General features: G+C 69.9%; 15 protein-coding genes. 8 read left to right on the forward strand and 7 right to left on the reverse strand.

Translation table 11 applies throughout. The features are described from left to right. Window positions 1–164 precede the first annotated feature (164 nt). Window positions 165–755 carry a GNAT family N-acetyltransferase gene (locus AC1DWP_RS02020; RefSeq protein WP_477612777.1) on the forward strand — a complete coding sequence of 197 codons (591 nt, stop codon included), beginning with the start codon at window positions 165–167 and terminating at the stop codon, window positions 753–755. Between the two features lie 27 nt (window positions 756–782). On the opposite strand, the gene AC1DWP_RS02025 is transcribed toward AC1DWP_RS02020, so the two are convergent. Continuing rightward, window positions 783–1,175, reverse strand: a complete 393-nt coding sequence (locus tag AC1DWP_RS02025) for a PaaI family thioesterase (protein ID WP_477613415.1) — start codon at window positions 1,173–1,175, stop codon at window positions 783–785. 103 nt (window positions 1,176–1,278) lie between these two features. On the opposite strand from AC1DWP_RS02025, the gene polA reads away from it, so the two are divergent. The 3 genes from polA (at window position 1,279) to AC1DWP_RS02040 (ending at window position 5,899) form a co-directional block, all read left to right on the forward strand. Continuing rightward, window positions 1,279–3,951, forward strand: a complete 2,673-nt coding sequence (gene polA / locus AC1DWP_RS02030) for a DNA polymerase I (RefSeq protein ID WP_477612778.1) — start codon at window positions 1,279–1,281, stop codon at window positions 3,949–3,951. A gap of 11 nt (window positions 3,952–3,962) precedes the next feature. Further along, window positions 3,963–5,600 (forward strand): MmpA family trehalose lipid delivery protein, encoded by a 1,638-nt coding sequence (locus AC1DWP_RS02035; RefSeq protein ID WP_477612779.1) that lies wholly within the window; start codon window positions 3,963–3,965, stop codon window positions 5,598–5,600. A gap of 95 nt (window positions 5,601–5,695) precedes the next feature. Then, window positions 5,696–5,899: a hypothetical protein gene (locus AC1DWP_RS02040; protein WP_477612780.1), complete on the forward strand. Its 204-nt coding sequence runs from the start codon at window positions 5,696–5,698 to the stop codon at window positions 5,897–5,899. Here the strand turns inward: AC1DWP_RS02040 and AC1DWP_RS02045 are convergent. Then, on the reverse strand, window positions 5,887–7,065 hold the full coding sequence (locus tag AC1DWP_RS02045) for a glycosyltransferase family 4 protein (RefSeq protein WP_477612781.1): 1,179 nt from the start codon (window positions 7,063–7,065) through the stop codon (window positions 5,887–5,889). The genes AC1DWP_RS02040 and AC1DWP_RS02045 overlap by 13 nt on opposite strands. An 85-nt stretch (window positions 7,066–7,150) precedes the next feature. On the opposite strand from AC1DWP_RS02045, the gene AC1DWP_RS02050 reads away from it, so the two are divergent. Next, window positions 7,151–7,912, forward strand: coding sequence for a class I SAM-dependent methyltransferase (locus AC1DWP_RS02050; protein WP_477613416.1), 762 nt, complete (start codon window positions 7,151–7,153; stop codon window positions 7,910–7,912). Next, on the forward strand, window positions 7,909–12,033 hold the full coding sequence (locus AC1DWP_RS02055; protein WP_477612782.1) for an alpha-(1->3)-arabinofuranosyltransferase domain-containing protein: 4,125 nt from the start codon (window positions 7,909–7,911) through the stop codon (window positions 12,031–12,033). The genes AC1DWP_RS02050 and AC1DWP_RS02055 overlap by 4 nt, the downstream gene beginning before the upstream one ends. 6 nt (window positions 12,034–12,039) lie before the next feature. Here AC1DWP_RS02055 and AC1DWP_RS02060 read toward each other — a convergent pair whose 3' ends face one another. Both AC1DWP_RS02060 and AC1DWP_RS02065 read right to left on the reverse strand, forming a co-directional pair. Then, the gene (locus AC1DWP_RS02060) at window positions 12,040–13,251 is read right to left on the reverse strand and encodes an acyltransferase family protein (protein ID WP_477612783.1); all 1,212 of its coding nucleotides are present in this window, start codon (window positions 13,249–13,251) and stop codon (window positions 12,040–12,042) included. Continuing rightward, entirely contained in the window at window positions 13,248–15,047 is a 1,800-nt protein-coding gene (locus AC1DWP_RS02065; RefSeq protein ID WP_477612784.1) for a hypothetical protein, read from the reverse strand. Before AC1DWP_RS02065 ends, AC1DWP_RS02060 begins: the two co-directional genes overlap by 4 nt. Before the next feature lie 141 nt (window positions 15,048–15,188). Between AC1DWP_RS02065 and pgfA the strand changes: the two genes are divergently transcribed. Further along, complete coding sequence (pgfA, locus tag AC1DWP_RS02070; RefSeq protein ID WP_477612785.1) at window positions 15,189–16,187, forward strand: cell envelope lipid trafficking protein PgfA; 999 nt, start codon at window positions 15,189–15,191, stop codon at window positions 16,185–16,187. 111 nt (window positions 16,188–16,298) lie between these two features. On the opposite strand, the gene AC1DWP_RS02075 is transcribed toward pgfA, so the two are convergent. Next, a complete protein-coding gene (locus tag AC1DWP_RS02075) occupies window positions 16,299–17,114 on the reverse strand; it encodes a class I SAM-dependent methyltransferase (protein WP_477612786.1) in 816 nt (271 codons plus the stop codon). Between the two features lie 152 nt (window positions 17,115–17,266). Between AC1DWP_RS02075 and rpsA the strand changes: the two genes are divergently transcribed. Further along, window positions 17,267–18,775 (forward strand): 30S ribosomal protein S1, encoded by a 1,509-nt coding sequence (rpsA, locus tag AC1DWP_RS02080; RefSeq protein ID WP_477612787.1) that lies wholly within the window; start codon window positions 17,267–17,269, stop codon window positions 18,773–18,775. Window positions 18,776–18,896: 121 nt separating this feature from the next. On the opposite strand, the gene AC1DWP_RS02085 is transcribed toward rpsA, so the two are convergent. Both AC1DWP_RS02085 and AC1DWP_RS02090 read right to left on the reverse strand, forming a co-directional pair. Beyond that, window positions 18,897–19,856 carry an ABC transporter permease gene (locus AC1DWP_RS02085; RefSeq protein WP_477612788.1) on the reverse strand — a complete coding sequence of 320 codons (960 nt, stop codon included), beginning with the start codon at window positions 19,854–19,856 and terminating at the stop codon, window positions 18,897–18,899. 10 nt (window positions 19,857–19,866) lie between these two features. Next, window positions 19,867–20,940 (reverse strand): ABC transporter permease, encoded by a 1,074-nt coding sequence (locus AC1DWP_RS02090; RefSeq protein ID WP_477612789.1) that lies wholly within the window; start codon window positions 20,938–20,940, stop codon window positions 19,867–19,869.

Genomic DNA, 20,940 nt, shown 5'->3' on the forward strand with positions numbered 1-20,940 from the left:
ACACCGGCGTCGCACGGAGTTGACGCACGAAAGTTGTTGAACCCTTCACGAAGGCCCGCCAATGGGCCTAGAGTCCAGAGTCGGTCGCCTTTCGAGGGACCGCGGCCGTCGGGGGAGCCGTCTGCAGTGGTGAGCAGTGCCAGACCGACGATGGAGGAACCCCGGTGAGCCGTCCAGCGATCTCTGTCAGGCGTGTCTCCGCGGACGAGGAGCGCACGTTCACCGAGTTGTGGTTGTCGTCCCGCGTCGAGGCCGGCGTCGGCCCTGAGGTCGCCGCGCGCGCCGCCTCCGAGGGACGGGTGGCGACGGCCCTGCACCGTGAGGACGTCCGGGCCTACCTCGCCACGTCCGACGGTCGCGCGGTCGGTTTCGCCGTCGCCGCCACGAGCCCCTTCTCGTCGCTCACCGACACTCCGTGCGTCACCATCGACCAGCTCTATGTCGTGCCCGAGGCGCGCAAGCACGGTGTGGCTCGTCAGCTGATGACCGCCGTCACCCTGTATGCCGACTCGCGCGGCTGCGACCAGATCGGCTGCAACGTGCCGGCCCAACACCGCGAGGCCAACCGCTTCTTCGCCCGGCTTGGCTTCTCGTCCCAGGTGGTGCGCCGGGTCACGAGCGTCGCCGCACTGCGTCGCCGACTCGGCCAGGACGAGCCCAGGCACCACTCGATCGAGGCGTTGCTGCACCGTCGGCGGTCGCTGCGGGCGCGGGCCACCGCATCCGCCGGCTCCGACAGCCGCCTCGCGGGCTGAGACTCAGGAGTTCGGGCGTTCGGGCGCTCAGGCGCCCGGTGCGCCGTCGCGCAGCAGGCAGGTGATCCGGCAGGTGCAGATCCGCTTGTCCTGGTCGTCGGTGACGACCACCTCGTAGCACGCGAGGGTGCCGCCGAGCGACAGCGCCGTCGCCGTCCCCGTGACGAAACCTGATCGGGCGGCGCGGTGGTGGGTCGCGTTGATGTCGAGGCCCACGGCGATCCTGTCCGGGCCAGCATGCAGCGCGGCGCCGATCGAGCCCAGCGTCTCGGCGAGGACCACCGAGGCGCCACCGTGCAGCAGGCCGTAGGGCTGGGTGTTGCCCTCCACCGGCATTCGCGCGACGAGGCGCTGCGGTGTGGCCTCGAGGACCTCGATCTCCATGCGGTGCAGCAGGGAGTTCGGGTTGAGGGCCTGCATCGCCTCGAGCGCGGCGGTGAAGTCGTCGGTCGTGGCCCTGGAGTCGGCGACGGCGGTGCGGTCGGTCATGGGGGTGTCACTCATAACCAATAGGCTGCCATGCGTGAGTCGCCTCCTGCTCCTCGACGGTCATTCCCTCGCCTACCGGGCGTTCTTCGCCCTGCCGGCCGAGAACTTCTCGACGAGCACGGGCCAGCACACCAACGCTGTCTACGGGTTCACCTCGATGCTGATCAACGTCATGCGTGACGAGCAGCCGACTCACCTCGCGGTGGCGTTCGACGTGTCCCGGCAGACCTTCCGCACCGAGCAGTACGCCGACTACAAGGCCGGCCGCTCGGCGACCCCGAGCGAGTTCAAGGGTCAGGTCTCGCTGCTGCACGAGGTCCTCGACGCCCTGCGCATCCGCTACGTCGAGGTCGACGGCTACGAGGCCGACGACGTGCTCGCCACCCTCACCACCCAGGCGCTGGCCGAGGGGATGGAGGTGCTGATCTGCTCGGGCGACCGCGACTCGTTCCAGCTGGTCACGGACACCAGCACCGTGCTCTACCCCGTCAAGGGCGTCTCCGAGCTTGCCCGGATGACCCCGGCCGCGGTGGAGACCAAGTACGGCGTGCTGCCCGAGCGCTACTCCGACCTCGCGGCGCTCGTCGGTGAGTCCTCCGACAACCTGCCGGGCGTCCCGGGGGTCGGCCCCAAGACGGCGGCCAAGTGGATCAGCCAGTACGGCGACCTCACCGGGGTGGTCGCCCACGTCGACGAGATCAAGGGCAAGGCGGGTGAGTCCCTGCGCGAGCACCTTGACGGCGTGCTGCGCAACCGGCGCCTCAACCAGCTCGTCCGTGACCTCGACGTGCCCCTGACCATCGCCGACCTCGAGCGCCAGAACTGGGACCGCGAGCAGGTGCACGCGGTGTTCGACAGCCTGGAGTTCCGCGTCCTGCGCGACCGCCTCTTCGAGTACCTCGACGCTCCCCAGGAGGAGGCCGACCACGGGTTCGACCTCGACGGCGCGCTGCTCGCGCCCGACGAGGTGGCGGGGTGGCTGCAGGAGTATGCCGCGCCCGGCGCCACAGTGGGCGTGCACCTCGTCGGCCAGTGGGGTCGTGGCACCGGGGACGCGACCGCCCTGGCGCTGGCCACCGACGGCGACGCCGCGGCCTACGTCGACCTGACCGCGCTGGACTCGGCGGGGGAGGCGGCCGTCGGTGCCTGGCTCGCCGACGCGCAGCGTCCCAAGGTGCTGCACGACGCCAAGGGACCCCTGCTCGCGCTGGGGGCGCGGGGTTGGAGCGTCGAGGGGATCACGACCGACACCGCGCTGGCCGCCTACCTGGTGCGACCCGACCAGCGCTCCTACGACCTGGCCGACCTCGTGCTGCGCCATCTCGGCCGTGAGCTGCGGGCCGAGGCGGATACCTCCGGGCAGGGTCTGCTCGACTTCGGTGACGAGGGCGACGCCGGCGCGCAGGATGCCATGGTCCGTGCCCGCGCCGTGCTCGACCTCGCAGGGTCGCTGGCCGAGCAGCTCGAGGCCACCGGCGGCACCTCGCTCCAGCAGGACGTGGAGCTGCCCCTCGAGCAGGTGCTCGCTGGCATGGAGCGCACCGGCATCGCGGCCGACGTCGAGGTGATGACCGGGCTGGAGGCCGACTTCGCGGTGAAGGTGCGCGAGGCGCAGGGCGATGCCTACGACGCCATCGGTGGAGACCAGATCAACCTCGGTTCGCCCAAGCAGCTCCAGGTGGTGCTGTTCGAGACCCTGGGCCTGCCCAAGACACGGCGCACGAAGACCGGCTACACGACCGATGCCGATGCTCTGACCGACCTGTTCGCCAAGACCGAGCACCCTTTCCTCGAGGCGCTGCTGCGGCATCGTGACGCCTCGCGCCTGCGCGTCACGGTCGAGGGCCTGCTCAAGTCGGTGGCCGAGGACGGGCGCATCCACACGACCTACCAGCAGACGATCGCGGCGACCGGCCGCCTCTCGTCGACCGACCCCAACCTGCAGAACATCCCGATCCGCACCGACGAGGGACGCCGGATCCGCGAGGTCTTCATCGTGGGCGAGGGCTACGAGTCCCTCATGTCGGCCGACTACAGCCAGATCGAGATGCGGATCATGGCCCACCTCTCCGGTGACGAGGGCCTGATCGAGGCGTTCCGGTCGGGGGAGGACCTGCACCGGTTCGTCGGGTCGCGCGTGTTCTCCGTCGACCCTGAGGACGTCACCTCGGCGATGCGCTCCAAGGTCAAGGCGATGTCCTACGGCCTGGCCTACGGGTTGTCGGCGTTCGGCCTGTCCAAACAGCTCACCATCTCGACCGGCGAGGCGCAGGGTCTGATGGACGAGTACTTCGCCCGGTTCGGGGGGGTGAAGGACTACCTCGACTCGGTGGTCGCCGAGGCGCGCGGGACGGGTTACACCGAGACCATGCTGGGCCGCCGGCGATACCTGCCCGACCTGACCAGCGACAACAGGCAGCGCCGTGAGATGGCCGAGCGGATGGCGCTCAACGCGCCCATCCAGGGATCGGCCGCCGACATCATCAAGCTGGCGATGCTGCGCGTCGAGGCCGCGCTCAAGGAGTCCGGCGCGCAGTCGCGTCAGCTGCTCCAGGTGCACGACGAGCTGGTCCTCGAGATCGCGCCCGGTGAGGCGGCCGACGTGGAGGCGTTGGTCCGCCGCGAGATGGGCGGCGCCATCGACATGGACGTGCCGCTCGACGTCAGTGTCGGGGTCGGCCGCTCCTGGCACGACGCCGCCCACTGAGCGGCTCCGAGATGCCGGCTCCGGTCGCGGCTGCCCGCCGCGGGCTGCGCGACAGTGCAGCGGGCTCTCACAGCGGCGCGCGCGACCTAGCCGTGGCGGCGCTGGTATCACTGGTGGTCACGGCCGTGGTGTGCGGTCGGTCGCTTGGCCAGGGCCTCTACCTGTACCGCGACTTCGTGAGCGTGCCGCGACCCGTGTGGAGTCCCACGACGTGGGGCGGGGGTCAGGCACCCCGGGCGGTCCCGCTCGACGCGGTGATGACAGCCCTGTCCGGAGTGGTGCCGACGGGGGTGCAACAGCAGGCGATGCTGACGGGTGCGGTCTTCATGGCGGGGCTCGGGACGGCCCTCCTGCTGCGACGGTGGGGGCTGGCCGCGATGGTGACGGGCGCAGTCCTGGCGATGTGGAACCCCTACGTCGCCGAGCGCCTGCTCATCGGGCAGCCGCCGACCTTGCTCGCCTACTCGATGACGCCGTGGCTCGTCGCCGTGGTGCTCTCGAGGTCCGCGCCGTTGAAGTCGTTGCTGCTCGTCGCCCTGGCCGGACTGCCTGCGGCCCTGACGCCGTGGGGTGCGCTCGTGGCCGGTGCCACCGTGCTGGGCTCGTCGGCCGCGGTTGCCCACCGCCGCAGCGGGGCGTGGCTCGTCGGGTGCGTCCTGGTGGTCACCGCCTGGTGCCTGCCGTGGGTGGTCCCGGCACTCGCGCACGGCTCGGGTGGCGCCGATCCCGATGGCGCTCGCGCTTTCGCGCTCGCGGCAGACTCTCCACTGGGCGTCCTCGGCTCGGCCATGACCCTGGGCGGCGTCTGGGCATCAGGTGCCCAGCCGGCCTCGCGCACCGAGCTGACGTCCGTGGTCGCGTCCTGCCTCGTCCTGGTCGCCGCCGGGGCAGGCGTCCTCACCCTGCACCGTCGGGGTCGTCCTGGCTTGGCGCTCGGCCTCGCCCTCGGATGGCTGGTGCCACCGCTGACCGCGTGGCTGCTCTCGACAGGCCCGGGCCTGTCCCTGTTCACCTCCCTTCAGGCCGTCCCGGGCGTGGCCATCGGTCGCGACACTCATCGCTGGCTGGGGCTCAGCGCGCTGGCCGCAGCGGTGCTCCTCGCCATGGCGGTGGCTGAGCTGGGCCACCTGCTCCGGCGCCGTGGTCGTCAGGCACCGGGCCGGCTGGTCTCGGCCACGGCTGCCGTGGTGGTGGCGAGCCTCGCTGTGCTGTCGGCGCCGGACCTGCCCAAGGCCGTGCACACCGCATACCGGCCGGTCACGATGCCGGCAGACTGGCAGCCCATGGTGAGCGCGGCAGTTGCGGCCGCGGGCAGAGGAACGGTGGCCGTCCTGCCCTGGCAGCCGTTCAGGGCGGTGTCCTGGGCCGGCGGGCGGCCGTTCCTCGACCCGCTGCCGAGAGCCTTGCCCGGGCGGGTGCTGACGGCACACCAGCTCACCGTGGTGCGAGACGCCAGGCGGATCACGGTGGATGACGATCCCGCCGTGGTGGCCGGGTGGCAGGCTGGCCGGGTCGACGTCGCAGACCTCCGCGCGCAGGGAGTGGCAGCCGTGGTGATCTGGAAGGGAACGCCCGGTGGGGCACCCTCGCGGCCTACCGGAATGCGCGTCGTGCAGGACTCGGCGAACTTCGCAGTCTGGGCGTGGTGACACGCCCGCGAGGCGCGAATCTCGGAGGATTGCACGAAAAAGGCAACCAGCCGGTAACATTCGCGGGACACCACTAGCCGGGGAGGCCCTGGAGCATGAAGTTTTTCCGTCCAAACGAGCGTGGCGAGGTTTCGTCAGCCGTTGCCGTCACGCTGCTCAGCCTCGTGCTCGGTGGGGGCGCCGCCGCCGCCGCTGTGATCACCGTGGTGAACACGCAGGGTCCTGGCGACAGCGCCGCGGTCCAGTCGGGTCAGAAAGACATCGTCGACCCCGCCCAGATCATTCCCTACGGCGGCTGATCAGCCACCGCTGACCAGCCCTCTACTGCCTGGGAACGGGCGTCGGTCATCGCGATCGGCGCCCTTCTCTGTGCCACGTGGGTCAGGAGTCGCTCCCAGTACTCAGCCGTTCCCGTCCAGGTGAACTGCTGGGCGTAGTCGCGGGCGTGCTGCCCCATCTGCTCCCGGCGGACTCGATCGGCAAGCAGTTCCGACACCTCGTGCGTCATGGCGTCCAGGTCCTCGACCAGCACTCCGGTGCGGCCGTCGACGATGGACTCCGACAGGCCGCCGGCATCGTCGTAGGCGATGGTCGGGACGCCGTGGCTGGCCGCCTCCACGACACACAGCCCCCAGCCCTCCTTGACGCTGGGGGCGAGGGCGAGCCACGCCGCCGCCAGTTCGGCGTGCTTGGTCTCCTCGTCGACGAAGCCGAGCAAGGACACGTCGTCCTCGACGCCGGACTCGTGAGCGTGCTCGGCGATACGGTCGTGCCACCACCCGTGGCCGATGACGCGCAGCTGGAGCCCGGGATGCGTCGGTCGGAGGCGGGCGACCACGTCGATGGCATGCTCGACGCGCTTGTGCGGCACCAGCCGCCCGAGGACCACGATCGTCGGTCGGTCGGCGCGCGCGACACCGAGCGAACGTGGCGCATCGGTGCCGTTGTGGATGACGGCGATGCGCTCACGATCCACCCTCAGCTCGACGAGCTCGTCCCGCGTCTTGCCGGACACGGCGACGTACTGCCTCGTGCGATAGGCACGAGGGGCCACTCTCGACTCGATGAACCAGCCGATCCGGGCCGCGAGCGGACCGAAGACCACCGGCCACTGCTCCCGGTGCACGTGGTGGACCAGCACGACGAGCGGGCTGCGGGTGCCCCAGGCAGAGAAGAAGGGAATGCCGTTCTGGGTGTCCACCACCGCGTCGTACGGGCCGTCTGCCCGCTCGTCGCGGCGCAGCGCCCGCATGGCCGCGGCATACACACTCAGTCGGCCGCCCTGGCGGCGGTAGGTCACGCCGCGGATGGTCTCTCGCGGCGAAGCGTCTCCGTGGGCGGCGCAGTAGATGGTGACTTCGTGGCCGCGCGCGGCCAGGTGCTGCCCGACGGTTTCGAGGTAGTGCTCCGCGCCGCCGCCCTCAGGGTGCGTGAAGTCGCGCCAGCTGAGAAGGGCGATACGCACCTGTTGCGATCCTCACACGTCCGGAGATTGGCTAAGTTGACTCATGAGTAACCGTAGCGGCATTAGGGTTCACCCCGTGATCGAGATGGGAAATCCGGCTGCGCCTGAGCTGCCGAGGGGGTCCCTGCGGCGCTCGCTGGAGCTGTTCCGGGCCTTCCTGGTGGAGCAGACCGATCCCGACCGCTTCTACTCGACCCTCGCCGTCGACTCGGTCGCCGAGGTGCGCCGGTGGACGACGCTCGAGGGCGCCACCGTGGTCGACATCGGTGGGGGACCGGGCTACTTCGCCGACGCCTTCGTCGCGGCCGGTGCAGGGTATGCCGGTGTCGAACCGGACGTGGGCGAGCTGACGGCCCGGGGCCAGGTGGGGGCCAACGCGGTGCGGGGCTCGGGCCTTGCCCTGCCCTTCGCCGATGGCTCGGTGACGGTCGCGTACTCGAGCAACGTGCTCGAGCACGTGCCGGAACCGGAGGCGATGGCGGACGAGATGCTGCGGATCCTGCAACCGGGCGGCCTCATGGTGCTGTCGTGGACCCCGTGGCTGTCGCCCTGGGGCGGCCACGAGACGGCACCGTGGCACTACCTGGGGGGTCGGCGCGCCGCCGACCGGTATGCCGCGAAGCACGGCAAGCGCCCCAAGAACGACTTCGGTCGTTCCCTGTTCGCCTGCTCGGTCGGGCGGATGATGCGTTGGCTGAACGCGGTCGAGTCGACGGGGGCCGTGCGGGTGGTCGAAGTGCTGCCTCGGTACCACCCGTCCTGGGCGAAGTGGGTCATCCGTGTCCCCGGGCTGCGCGAGGTGGCGTGCTGGAACAGCGTCATCGTCGTGCAACGCGTGGGCGGATGATGGCCGACCGACATGCCGTCGAGCGGGGACGCGACACTCTCAACCTGATCGCCCAGTCGGCCGTTCTGGTCGCCTTCGCCTTCACCCAGGCGCCGCGGTGGACCGCGGGTGACACCAAGCTCGACCTCACCCAGGCTCCGGGAGCACTGCTGGCCCGAGCCTTCACCCTGTGGGACCCCCAGGCCGCCGCCGGACAGCTGCAGAACCAGGCGTACGGCTATCTGTTCCCCATGGGGCCGTTCTTCTGGTTGTGGCACCAGCTGGGAGCGCCACCGTGGGTGGTCCAGAGGCTGTGGTGGTGCCTGCTGCTGCTCGTGGCCTTCCACGGGATGCGCCTGCTGCTGGTGAGGCTGGCCATCGGGACCGGCACGTCCCGGATGCTCGCGGCCTTCGCCTACGCGTTGGCACCACGGATGCTGGAGGGTCTGGGCGCCATCAGCTCGGAGATCTGGCCGATGGCGGTGGCGCCGTGGGTGCTGCTGCCCCTCGTCGGTGCACGCCGGGGGGACGAACGCGTGGTTGCGGCTCGGTCGGCGGCGGCATTCCTCGCCGCGGGCGCGGTCAACGCGGTGGCGGCCCTGGCGCTGCTCCCGCTGCCAGCGCTGTGGATCCTCACCCGCGCCAAGGGGGCACGACTGCGACTGGCTGGGTGGTGGTCGCTGTTCGTCGTCCTGGTGTCCGCGTGGTGGATCGGGCCCCTGCTCCTGCTGGGGCGCTACAGCCCGCCCTTCCTCGACTGGATCGAGTCGAGCGCTGTGACTACGTCGGGGGCCTCGACCACCGAAGCACTGCGTGGCACGACGCAGTGGATCGCAGCCATCTCAGGTGCTCGTGGACCGCAGTGGCCGGCAGGATGGCAGATCCTGACCCAACAGCCCGTCGTCTGGCTCGGGCTCGTGCTGGTGGCGGTCGGACTCCTGGGTGTCTGGCGCGCCGGCGCCTCCTGGTCGCTCTTCGTCCGTTGTGGCCTCGTCGTCGGGCTGGTGCTCGTGACCTTGGGCCACGTGGGCCCGGGGGTCGGGCCGTTCGCCGGGTCCTTGTCCACCCTGCTGGACGGCGCCCTCGCCCCCTTTCGGAACACGCACAAGTTCGAACCGGTCATCCGGGTCGTCCTCTGCATCGGTATCGCGCACGCGCTCCCGCGTCTCGAGGGAATGCTGCGTCGGGCCGGAGGCCGGATCCCGCACGTCGTGACCGCGGTCGTTCTGGTGGCGGTGGCGGCGCAGGCTGCTGCCCCGGTCTTCCAGGGAGTGAGCCAGCGTGGGCAGTTCCTGGCCGTGCCGGGGTACTGGAAGCAGGCCGCCGACTGGCTGGGGGACCACCCGAGCGCGGGACGCACCCTGGTCCTCCCGGGAGCCAACGCGCCGGCCAGCTACTGGGGTGACCCCCGGGACGAGGCGCTGCAGCCACTCGCATCCAGCCCCTGGATCGTGCGCGACGCCGTGCCGCTCGGTTCCGCTGGGGCGACTCGCATGCTCAACGACATCGAGGCTCGGGTGGCGTCGGGTTTCGGCGGCGTGGAGCTGCGCAACGCCTTCGTCCGCATGGGCATCAGCAGGGTGCTGCTGCGTTCGGACCTGGCCTACCGGGTCACGGGGGCGCCGGCACCGATGGTGGTGCAGGCCGCCTTGGCGTCGGCGGGGGCGCGACCGGTGTCCTTCTTCGGCCCCGAGCTCGGAGGAAGCCTCAACCCGGAGGTGGCCTTCGACGGAGGCCAGGACCAGCCGATCCCGGCCATCGTCATCTATGACGTCGCCGACGACACCAGCATCGCGCCAACACGGACCCAGCCGGTCGAGTCCACCTCTGTCCTGGCCGGAGGCCCGGAAGGCACGGTGCTGCTTCCCGACGCGGAGCAGCCCGTGCTCCTGAGCTCGGACGGAGCGTCGCTGCGTACGGCGGGGCTCGAGAAGGCGCCTCAGATCCTCACCGACACGTTGCAGCGCCGCGAGGCCAACTTTGCCGCCGTGCGCAGGAACTACGGCCCGCCGCTTGCGGCGTCCGAGGCCTATCCGGCGCCACGGCTGGCGCACGACTGGTTGATGCCGTGGCTGTACCACGACGCTTCGCTCGTCGACCAGCAGACCGTCAAGGAGCTCGTGGGGGCGCGCTCGGTCACTGCCTCCGGATCGTTGGCCTATCCCGACCTGGGTCAGGTGCGCGACCTGACGCGGGTACCGGACAGCGCCTTCGACTCCAGCCTCGACACGATGTGGGAGAGCCGCGGCTACCAACCTGCGGGTCAGTACGTCGAGCTCCAGCTGCAGCAGGCGGTGACGCTGCCGGATCACCTCGACGCGGTCTTCGACATGCAGGACGGTGCAGACATCGCCGCAGTGACCGTGACCACCGACACGGGAACCGTCAGAACTCCGGTCAGCTCGCCCGAGCGTGGGTCGGCGGCGGCACGTACGGTGGTCCGGCTCTCGGTGCAGCCCGGTGCGACGACAAGGTTCCGGATGGCCGTGGTCGAGACCCGTCCTGGCAAGCCGACCGTTCGCGTGCGGGACATCGGCGTGGGAGTGCTGCCCAGGGTCGAGAGCTGGCTGCGCCTGCCCGAGCCGACGTCCGACACGATCGACGGAGTCCTCCTTCAGGCCTCGCCGGACCGGGTCCCCGCGTGCGTGCCGGGGTTCCACGACGTCCTGCACTGCCGCCCCGACAAGGCACGGGTGAGTGAGGGCGAGCTCGACCTGCGCCGCATCTTCAGTGTCCCCTCGGGCACGACCATGGAGGGCACGGGCTCGGTCGTGCCGCGTGCGGCCACGGCGACGGCCAGACTCCTGGACCGACCTGACGGCATCAGGGCCGCGGCCACGAGCACATGGGTGCCGGGTGCGTCGACCGCACCGCAGCTGGCCATCGATGGCGACCCCGCCACCTTCTGGGCCTCGTCGCCGTCACAGTTCGGCCCCAGCCTCACCCTGCGCTTCCCGCACAAGCGGGTGGTTCGTGGCCTAAGCTTCGAGACCGACCCCGCGGTGACCGGCCGGCGGATCACCGAGGTCGACGTGACGGCCGGCGGTCAGACCTATCGCCGCACCGTGGAGGGGGATGCCGCACGCGGCACGGTGGTCATTCCCGAGACCGAGGCGGCCAGCGTGGTGGTCAGGGTCATCAAGAGCACCAACCTCGCCCTTCGCTCGGATGGCCGCAACGCGCCGGCTCCGATCGTCCTCGGCGACGTCAACCTGGTCGGAGACTCCTGGCCACCCCTCGAGGGCACCGACGTCGCGATGCCCTGCGGCTTCGGACCACGACTGCAGGTCAACGGCACCGAGTACCCCACGGAGGTGACCGGGTCACGTGCTGCCCTGATCCAGGGCCTCCCGCTTCGGCTCCGGGTCTGCGAGCGGGTCCGCCTCGACCAGGGGGTTTCGCGGTTGAGGGTGCTGGCCTCCGCGGAGTTCGGAGTGCGCAACCTCTCGCTGTGGGCCTCGGAGACGTCGGCGACGCAGTCGCCCGTCACGGCCTCCCGGTGGTCGCCCGCCGACCGTGCCATCACGGTGACCGACCTGAGCCAGCCCTCCGTGGTCCGGGTGCGCGAGAACGCCAACCCCGGGTGGACAGCACGCTTCGGCACCAAGCAGGCGTCATCGGTGACGCTGGACGGCTGGTCCCAGGGGTGGATCGTCCCTGCGGCTGACCGTGGCGTCCTGCGGCTCGAGTTCAGCCCGCAGACTCCGTTCCGGGTCACGCTGGGCCTCGGCCTCCTGCTCGCTCTGGGAGTCCTGGTCGTGGCGGTCACGGGTCGGAGACGGTTCTCCCTCGCGCTCGGTCCCGAGCTCCGGCTGCCCGGTCTCGTCGGTGCGCTCGCTCTTGTCGCTGCCCTCGCGGTACTGGCTGGGCCTTGGGGGCTGGCGGGAGCCCTCGCCGGCTTCGCCGTTCGCCGGCTCGGCCCACGGCGTGGGGTCGTGGCGTTGGTCGGGGTCTTGGGAGTGTGGGCCACGTGGGGCGCCGCCGCACCCTGGCCCGAGCCCGCCGCGACCAACCGCGGACTCGTTGCAGCGGTTCTGACCGCCGTGGTGCTGGGTGTGGTGCTGCTGCCAGCGCGACGGCACCGGGGACCGGACCACCGCGCTGGCGACCACCGCGCCGGCGACCACCGCTCCCGCGTCTGAGCTGGCTCAGCCCGTCCGGTCGCGCACGAAACGCTGGGCCGGTTGCTCGACGAAGTGCCAGCTCGCCGCGGCCACGGGAACGGTGATCGCGAGGGTGCCGATCAGGGTGAACCAGAAGTGGCCCGCGAACAGCGTGAGGCCGCGGGCCTCCCGCAGGGCGAACATGATGGGCATGTGCCACAGGAAGATCGCGTAGCTGATCTGCCCGAGGTAGCGCATCACCCGACTGCCGAGGAACCCGCTCAACGGGTTTCCACCACCCACCGCGGACGGGGCGATCACGAGGAACGCGAAGAGGCCGTAGCCGAGGTGCTTGAAGGTCTGTTCCCACACCGTGGCCTGCGACAGGTCGTAGGGTCCGGCGAGCCTGGTCGTCAGGACCCACATCACGCAGGCCGCCAGCACCCAGAGAGCGACGGGCGAACGGCGGATCGTGGAGGTGGCCGACGACCAGCGCCCGGGACGAGCCGTCAGACAGGCCAGCAGCATGCCGTAGCCGAACCAGTCGAGCGTGGCAGGGAGCGTCTGCAACCAGGTGTACCCCGCGGGCAGGCCACCCCAGGCATCGACGGCGCGGAATGCCTCGGCGAACAGCATGATCCCGACGATGGCGGCCAGCTCGTGACCGGGGGAGCGTCGTCGGACGATCCGCGCGACCAGCCAGGCCAGGCCTGGCAGCGCGAGGTAGAACATCACCTCGGTCGACAGGCTCCAGAGCTGGGCGAGTCCGGGCATGACCCACGACTGCTTCACCCCCTGGAGCTGGGCGAGGTTGGCCAACCAGGTCGTGAGGCGGGCTTGCCGCGCCTCTGCCCAGAGCAGCGGAGTCGCCGCGAGGACGCACAGCCACGCGGGGACCAAGCGGGCCGTCCGGCGCAGCGCGAAGGTCCGCAGCGATGGCCAGACGCCCAGGCCGGCGTTGAACCGGGCGTACGGCCGGTACAGGAGGAAGCCGCTCAGCACGAAGAAGAGGGCGACCCCGATGTCCATGCGCGCAACGAAACCGGGCAGCACGTTCCGCCCGATGGTCCCCGCCATGAAGCCCGCGTGGGTGACGACCACCGCCAACGCAGCGAGGGCACGCAAACCCTCGAGCTCTCGGACGTGGTGCACTGCGTGCTCGGCGCCTCGTGTGCGCCTGCCATCAGCAGTGACGTCAGAGGGGGCTTCTGGGGGAGCGCCGGTGCCGGCGCCGGTGGGAACGTCGGTCGCGGTCACTGGGGCTCCGGAGGCTGGACGACCTGCAGGGTCGTGACGCACACGTCGGCGCTCGCACGGCTTCGGCTGATCTGGACGCTCTTCACGCGGACATCCGGCATGACCGGCAGGAGCAGCCGGTGGGGACCTCGCTGCATCTCGGGCGTGACCCCGGGCCGCGGAGCCGAGACCGAACCGTCCTCGGCGATGACGCGCACCGTGAGCGAGGTGGTGTCTGACACGAGAACGCCGAGCTCCAGCAGCGCCCCCCTGTAGTAGGGGACAGCCTCGGTGAAGTCGATCGTTGCGTTCTCCTGACCGGCGGGCAACGCGTGCCTGCAGAAGTCCGACCGTTCGTCCGGTGCCACCGCGATCCGTTTCAGCTGGCCGTCCGTGAGATGCCCGTCGGGGCCGACGAGGCGCGCTGCGGAGTCGAAGACGGCCGTGCGCGTGGTGGGGCGCAGGATGGCGATCAGGTCGGCCGTCGAGAAGTCGGGTTGGACCCAGTTGGGCACGATCGTGACAGGCACAGGGGAGGCGACCACGGGGGAAAGGTTCTTGGTGAGGTCGGTGCGAAGCGCCTCCACGTAGGAGGGGCTCGAGTTCTGGTGCCAACGGTGGGCGAAGCCGACCCAGGACAGGCCGCACGCCACCGTCGCAGCGATCGCGCCGGCCGCGAGGGCTCGGACTGTCGCGCGTCGGGGGCGACGGACGGCGACGTCGAGCAGCACTGCCACCGCAAGGGCAAGGAACACGCCCACGTCCGGGAACAGCCGGAGGTCGTCCACGGACGAGACCTCGGCGCGCGCGATGCGTCCGACGTAGAGCATGCAGTAGATCGGCACGACGTATGCCGCCACCACCAGGAGGGGTCGCCACACAGGTGTGCCGCCGTGTCCCTCGCGACGGCGGCGAACGGCGAGCACCACGAGGAGGGCGAGGGCGGCGCAGCCGACGATCGCGAGCCACAGGGGTGTCTGCGCATACGAGTAGCTCTCACCGCCGGGCCGCCAGCTGATCGGGCCGCCCACCAGGCTCGGGATCGAGTTGCGAAGGAGGGACCGTCCGATGGCGGCTGCGAACCCGGCAAGGCTCGGTGTCCCCACGCCAGCGTGGTCGAAGTCGCCGCTGCCGTAGAACGCGAGGAACGCGAGGTTCAGGACGATCATGGGCCCCACGGCCACGGCCTGCCGCGGCAGGGCGCGCCGGAACGTCGTGCTGGGGACCAGCAGGAGGCCGGCTGTCACGAGGACCACGGGGACGACCAGGGTTCGCTCGGAGAAGGCCAACCCTGCGGCGTGCGCCAGGCACGCGGCATACGCCCACGTGCGCGAGCCGCCGCGAAGGTAGCGCAGCCCCGCATCGATGGCCACGAGGATCAGGACGAGTGCGGTGAGGGTGGTGAGCGCCTGCCGGTACCACGCGATGGCCGGGATGATCGACGGAGCGAAGAGGGCCAGGCCGAGTCCCACGAGGGCCACCGAGCGGCGGGTGACGAGCTGGTTGACCAGCCGCCACACCGCCACGCCCAGCAGCGCGCACACCGTCAGGGTGAACAGGACGGCAGGCAGGCGTTCGAGCGGCCAGTAGTGGGCCTGGAGCCAGTCCATCGTCCGGGCACCGGGAGCAAGGTGGGTCGCGTTGCTCTCGACGATGAACGGCCACGGCCCTCGACCCGCGGCGTAGGCCTGTGCCCGGAAGTCGTCGATGTAGTAGCCGCTCGGGACGATCAGGTAGGCGCTGGCGACCACGAAGGCAGCGATCACGGCACCGGCGCCCCGGTCGAACGGTCGCCCCGGACGTGCTGCATGCCGCACCCGAGTGGCCTCGGACGGCGCAGTTTGCTGCACAACTCCCACCAAAATCAGCTCATTTCTCGCAGTGGCGCCAATATGCGCGTGACAAAGGCTACTCGCTGGTAGTGTCCAGCCACCTCATAACGCAAGGAGAAAGCCGGGATGCGCAAGGTGCTTGGCAGTGTTGCCACGCTTTTGGGAGTTTTGCTGTTGGTTGTAGGTGTTTCAGCGAAGCCGGTTCTGTACGACGGGCTTGCGACCGTCAAGCTGAACCAACGCTCAGTGTCTGTTTCAGAAGGCACTGGCATGTCTGCGCTGCACGTCTACAAGGGCGACGACGGCAAGTCACACTACGACAAGCTTGAGAACGCCCATCTCAAGAGCACACGGAACGTGATCGGGATCCCTGGCCGGGCCAAGGATGCCAAGAAGCAGGACACGGACGCCTTCTGGCAGACAACCGTGCAGTCACAGGCCGAGATCGACGGCAAGTGGACCGACCTCAGCTTCACCAACGAAGGTGTCTCCTTCAACCGGAAGACCGCTGAGGCCACGAACTGCTGTGGCGACTTCAAGTCCGCCGGTGACCTTGACGACCCGGCCAAGGTCACGCCGCTCGACCACAAGGGCCTGTTCTTCAAGTTCCCGTTCGACGTGCAGAAGAAGACCTACCAGTGGTGGGACGGCGACCTGGGCAAGGCCACCGACATCAGCTTCGTCCGCGAGGAGAAGCTGGAGGGAGTCAGCACCTACGTCTTCCGCCAGAACATCCCCAAGGCGGAGGTGACGCAGCGCGATGTCCCCAAGGCACTGTTCGGCGACACCGCCACCGGCAACGTCACTGCCACGGTGAACTACGGCAACATCCGCACGCTGTGGATCGAACCCAACACGGGCGTCCTGATCAAGGGCCAGGAAGAGGTCGAGAAGTCGCTCACGACCGACGCCTACCCCGAGCTCTTCACGACCAAGGGCACCATCGGCTACTCCGAGGCGACGGTGAAGAAGAACGCCGAGGACTGGGGCTCCAAGGGCTCTACGCTCGGCCTCATCAACGGTCCGTTGACCGCTATCGCGATCGTGCTCGGACTGGTGTTCCTCGCCCTCGGCCTGTTCCTCACCTTCGGGGGCAGGCGCCGGGGTTCTCGCGAAGCCACCTGACGCCACCCGCACCACACCACGAAGGGCCGCTCGGAATCCGGGCGGCCCTTCGCGGTGCCTGCCTTGCGTTTCGTGTGCCGGCCTGCGCGGGTCGTGTGCCCGCTCCTGCCTTCACATTCGTGTGCAGACGAAGATCGCCGTCCCCGGGAAGACGCGGCCACGCAACGGCGACCAGCCGCCCCAGGTCTGGTCATTGCGCTCCGGCCACTCCGGCTCGACGAGGTCGACGAGGACCAGACCGGCGGCCACCAGCTCGCGCACCCGGTCGCCCAGGGTCCGATGGTGCTCGACGTAGGTCGCCTCACCGTCGGGGTCGGCCTCCACGTACGGGGTTCGGTCGAAGTAGGACTGGGTCAGGGTGAGGCCCGGCGAACCGGGGTCGTCGGGAAAGGCCCACCGGAACGGATGGGTCGTGGAGAACACGAACCGACCGCCGGGGCGCAGCACCCGCGCCACCTCGCGCATCAGCCGCGCCGTGTCGGCGACGAAGGGCACCGCTCCGTAGGCCGTGAAGACGATGTCGAAGGTGGCCTCGCCGAACGGCAGGGCCACGGCGTCGCACTGAGCGAACGGCACCGGCTGCGCAGGCGGAGTCACCGTCCGGTTGAGGTCGAGCCCCTGTCGGACCATCCCCGCTGACAGGTCGGTGGCCACCACCCGGCCGCCGGCCGCGGCCACCCAGCGGGCGCACTGCCCCGCGCCGGCGCCGATCTCGAGCACCCGCCGACCCGCCACGTCGCCCAGCAGGCCCAGCTCGTCCTCGCGCCAGCCCTCGGGGCCCCACACGAAGTCCGCGTCGCCGAGGAACGTGCCGTGCTCGGCGTAGTACTCGCCGGCCTCGGCGTCCCACCACGACCGGTTGGCCGCGGCGGTTTCCTCGGCCCCCGCCTCCCGACGGCTCACCTGCGCATACTCACTCACCGGCATACCCCTCGCGTTTTGACCCTGCACGGACACCGTCGGTAAGGTGGAGGCGCACTTCCGTGTGCGCGCTTCGTCGTGCCGCCGTCCGGTGGCCCGCTGAGCGTGAGCACAACAACCACCTTCTATTCACTGTCCACCATCGGAGTTCCTACTACATGACTGCCAGCACGGTCGAAAAGACCGCCCCTCAGGTTGCCATCAACGACATCGGCACCGAGGAAGAACTGCTCGCCGCGATCGACGCGACGATCAAGGATTTCAATGACGGAGACATCGTCGAGGGTGTCATCGTCAAGGTCGACCGGGACGAGGTCCTGCTCGACATCGGCTACAAGACCGAGGGTGTCATCCCCTCCCGCGAGCTCTCGATCAAGCACGACGTCGACCCCTCTGAGGTCGTCAAGGTCGGCGACGAGGTCGAGGCCCTGGTTCTCCAGAAGGAGGACAAGGAGGGTCGGCTGATCCTGTCCAAGAAGCGTGCGCAGTACGAGCGCGCCTGGGGCACGATCGAGAAGATCAAGGAAGAGGACGGCGTCGTCACCGGCACCGTCATCGAGGTCGTCAAGGGTGGACTCATCCTCGACATCGGCCTGCGCGGCTTCCTTCCCGCGTCCCTCGTCGAGATGCGTCGCGTCCGCGACCTCCAGCCCTACGTGGGCAAGGAGATCGAGGCCAAGATCATCGAGCTCGACAAGAACCGCAACAACGTGGTCCTGTCGCGCCGTGCGTGGCTCGAGCAGACGCAGTCCGAGGTGCGCACCACGTTCCTCAAGGAGCTCCAGAAGGGGCAGGTCCGCTCCGGCGTCGTGTCCTCCATCGTCAACTTCGGTGCCTTCGTGGACCTCGGCGGCGTCGACGGTCTCGTCCACGTTTCCGAGCTGTCCTGGAAGCACATCGACCACCCGTCCGAGGTTGTCGAGGTCGGCCAGGAGGTCACCGTCGAGGTCCTCGACGTCGACATGGACCGCGAGCGTGTCTCCCTGTCGCTCAAGGCGACGCAGGAAGACCCGTGGCAGCACTTCGCCCGCACCCACGCGATCGGTCAGGTCGTCCCGGGCAAGGTCACCAAGCTGGTCCCGTTCGGTGCGTTCGTCCGCGTGGACGACGGCATCGAGGGCCTGGTCCACATCTCCGAGCTGGCCGAGCGCCACGTGGAGCTGCCGGAGCAGGTCGTCACGGTCGGTTCCGACATCTTCGTCAAGGTCATCGACATCGACCTCGAGCGTCGCCGGATCTCGTTGAGCCTCAAGCAGGCCAACGACGACAGCGCGCCCGTCGCCGAGTTCGACCCGACCCTCTACGGCATGGCCGCGGAGTACGACGAGGCGGGCAACTACAAGTACCCGGAGGGCTTCGACCCGGAGACGAACGAGTGGCTCGAGGGCTTCGACACCCAGCGTGAGAAGTGGGAGAAGCAGTACGCCGAGGCCCACACCCGCTGGGAGGCCCACAAGACCCAGGTCGAGGAGGCCACCAAGGCCGACGCCGAGGCTGCCGCCAACGCTGGCAGTGGGACGTCCTACTCGAGCGACTCGGGTTCGTCCTCGTCGTCCGACAGCGACACGGGCAGCGCCAGCAGCCGCCCGGCCGCCCCGGAGTCCGAGGGCACCCTGGCCTCTGACGAGGCCCTCGCCGCACTGCGCGAGAAGCTCACCGGCAACTGATCCGTTCCACGCGGCACACTTCGGTATGCCGCGTGGCCGGCACGGCCTGTTGGCTGAACGAGAGGCCCGGTCCCCTGAAGGGGGGCCGGGCCTCTCGGCGTTCCCGGTGTGCGGAGACCCCTCAGTGGAGGCGGACGCGGGGGTCCAGCACGGCATACGCGAGGTCGACCAGGATGTTGGCCACGACGACGGCCGCCGCTGCGAAGAGGACGATCCCGATGATGACCGGCAGGTCCTGCTGGTTGATGGCGTCGATCGCCGTCTTGCCGAGCCCGGGCAGGCTGAACACCGTCTCGGTGACCACCACGCCGCCAAGCAGGGAGCCGACGTCGATCCCGAACTGGGTGACGATGGGCGTGAGCGCGGCTCGCAGGCCGTGCCGCAGCACGACCCGGCGTTCGCGGATGCCCTTGGACCGCGCGGTCCGGATGTAGTCCTCGCCCAGCACGTCCAACATCGAGGCGCGGGTGAGCCGGGTGTAGGTGGCGGCGGAGACCAGCGCCAGCGTGAACCACGGCAGGACCAGGTGCTGGGCCCAGCCGCCGAGACCCAGGGCGAGCGGCGAGTAGCCACCGGCCGGGAAGGCCGTGTGCCCGGCCAGGGTGAGCCGGAAGTACAGGAGGTAGAGCAGCAGGATGCCGAGCAGGAACGTCGGGGTCGAGTAGAAGAACAGGCTCATGGCCGTCAGGGAGCGGTCGGTGAACGACCGCGGGTGGGTGGCGGAGATGACGCCGTTGAAGACGCCGAGGCCGAGCCAGATGAGGGCCGCCCCCAGCACCAGCGAGATCGTGATCGGCAGCGCGGCCCCGAGGATCGTGGTCACCGGGACCTGGTGGTAGTAGTCGTAGCCGAGGTCCCCCCGCACGGCGTTGCCCACGAAGTCCAGGTACTGCTTCCAGAGCGGTTGGTCCAGACCGAGCCGGTGGGAGATCGCGGCAACCGTCTCAGGCGTGGCCTGGCGACCGGCGAGGGTGCGCGCCACGTTGTTGGGCGCGACGAAGAAGAGGCCGAAGACTGCGACCGTGATCAGCCACAGGACGAGCACGCCGAGGACCAGCCGTCGGATCAGGAAGCGCAGCATGACCGTCTCCTCACTTCGCCATGAGCCGGGCAGCGCGCGGGTCGAAGGCGTCCCGGATCCCGTCGCCCAGCAGGTTGAAGGCGAGGGTGGTGACCAGCAGGGCGGCGCCCGGGAAGACCACGAACCACCATGAGGTCGTGTAGTAGTTCTGGGCCTCGCTGATCATCCCGCCCCAGTCGGCAGTCGGTGGCGCCAGCCCGAGACCCAGGAACGACAGCGTCGCCTCGACGACGATCACCACCGGGATCAGCAGAGAGGCGTAGACGATCACGGGGGCAAGGACGTTCGGAAGGATGTCGACGAACATGATCCGCGAGTTGGAGGCGCCGAGCGACCGGGCCGCCTCGACGAACTCGCGTTCGCGCATCGACAGCACCTGTCCCCGCACGATGCGGGCGACCGACGCCCAGCTGAAGAACCCGATGACCAGGACGGTGACGATCAGGCTGGGACCGGTGATGGACACCAGGGCGATGGCGACGAGCAGGAAGGGCACCGACAGGACGACGTCGATCAGTCGAGCCAGGACCGTGTCCACGATTCCCCCGAGGAACCCTGCCGCAAGCCCGATGACCACGCCGATGACCACGGTCAGCGCCGTCGATGCGACACCGACGAGCAGCGAAATGCGCGAGCCGTAGGCGATCCGCACGAGGATGTCCCTGCCGAGGTCGTCGGTGCCGAGCCAGAACTCGCTGGACGGCCCCCGCGGGAGGCCCTCCGGCGTGAGGCCGGTGGTGCGGTACTGCTCGTTGACGGGGTGCCCGGTGATCATCGCGGCCAGCGGCGCGAGGAACGCCATCAGCACGATGACCACGATGACGACCAACGAGATCATCGCCACCCGGTCTCTCCGCAGGCGCTGCCAGGCGAGCTGCCACGGAGTGCGGCCCTGGATGCTCCCGACGCCCCGGGCTTGGCCCGCGCCGGGGTCGCCTGCGCTGCCGTCGCCGGGCCCACGGGCGGGACGGCCGGAGCCGCTGCCGAGGGCGTCAGGATCGAAGGCGGCGGAACCCACGGCGGCAGGACCGGAGGCCTCAGGGGAGGGACGTCCGACCGCCGCCGTGCCCTTCATGTCGCTCAT

Source organism: Pedococcus sp. P2_F6 (genome assembly GCF_056403675.1).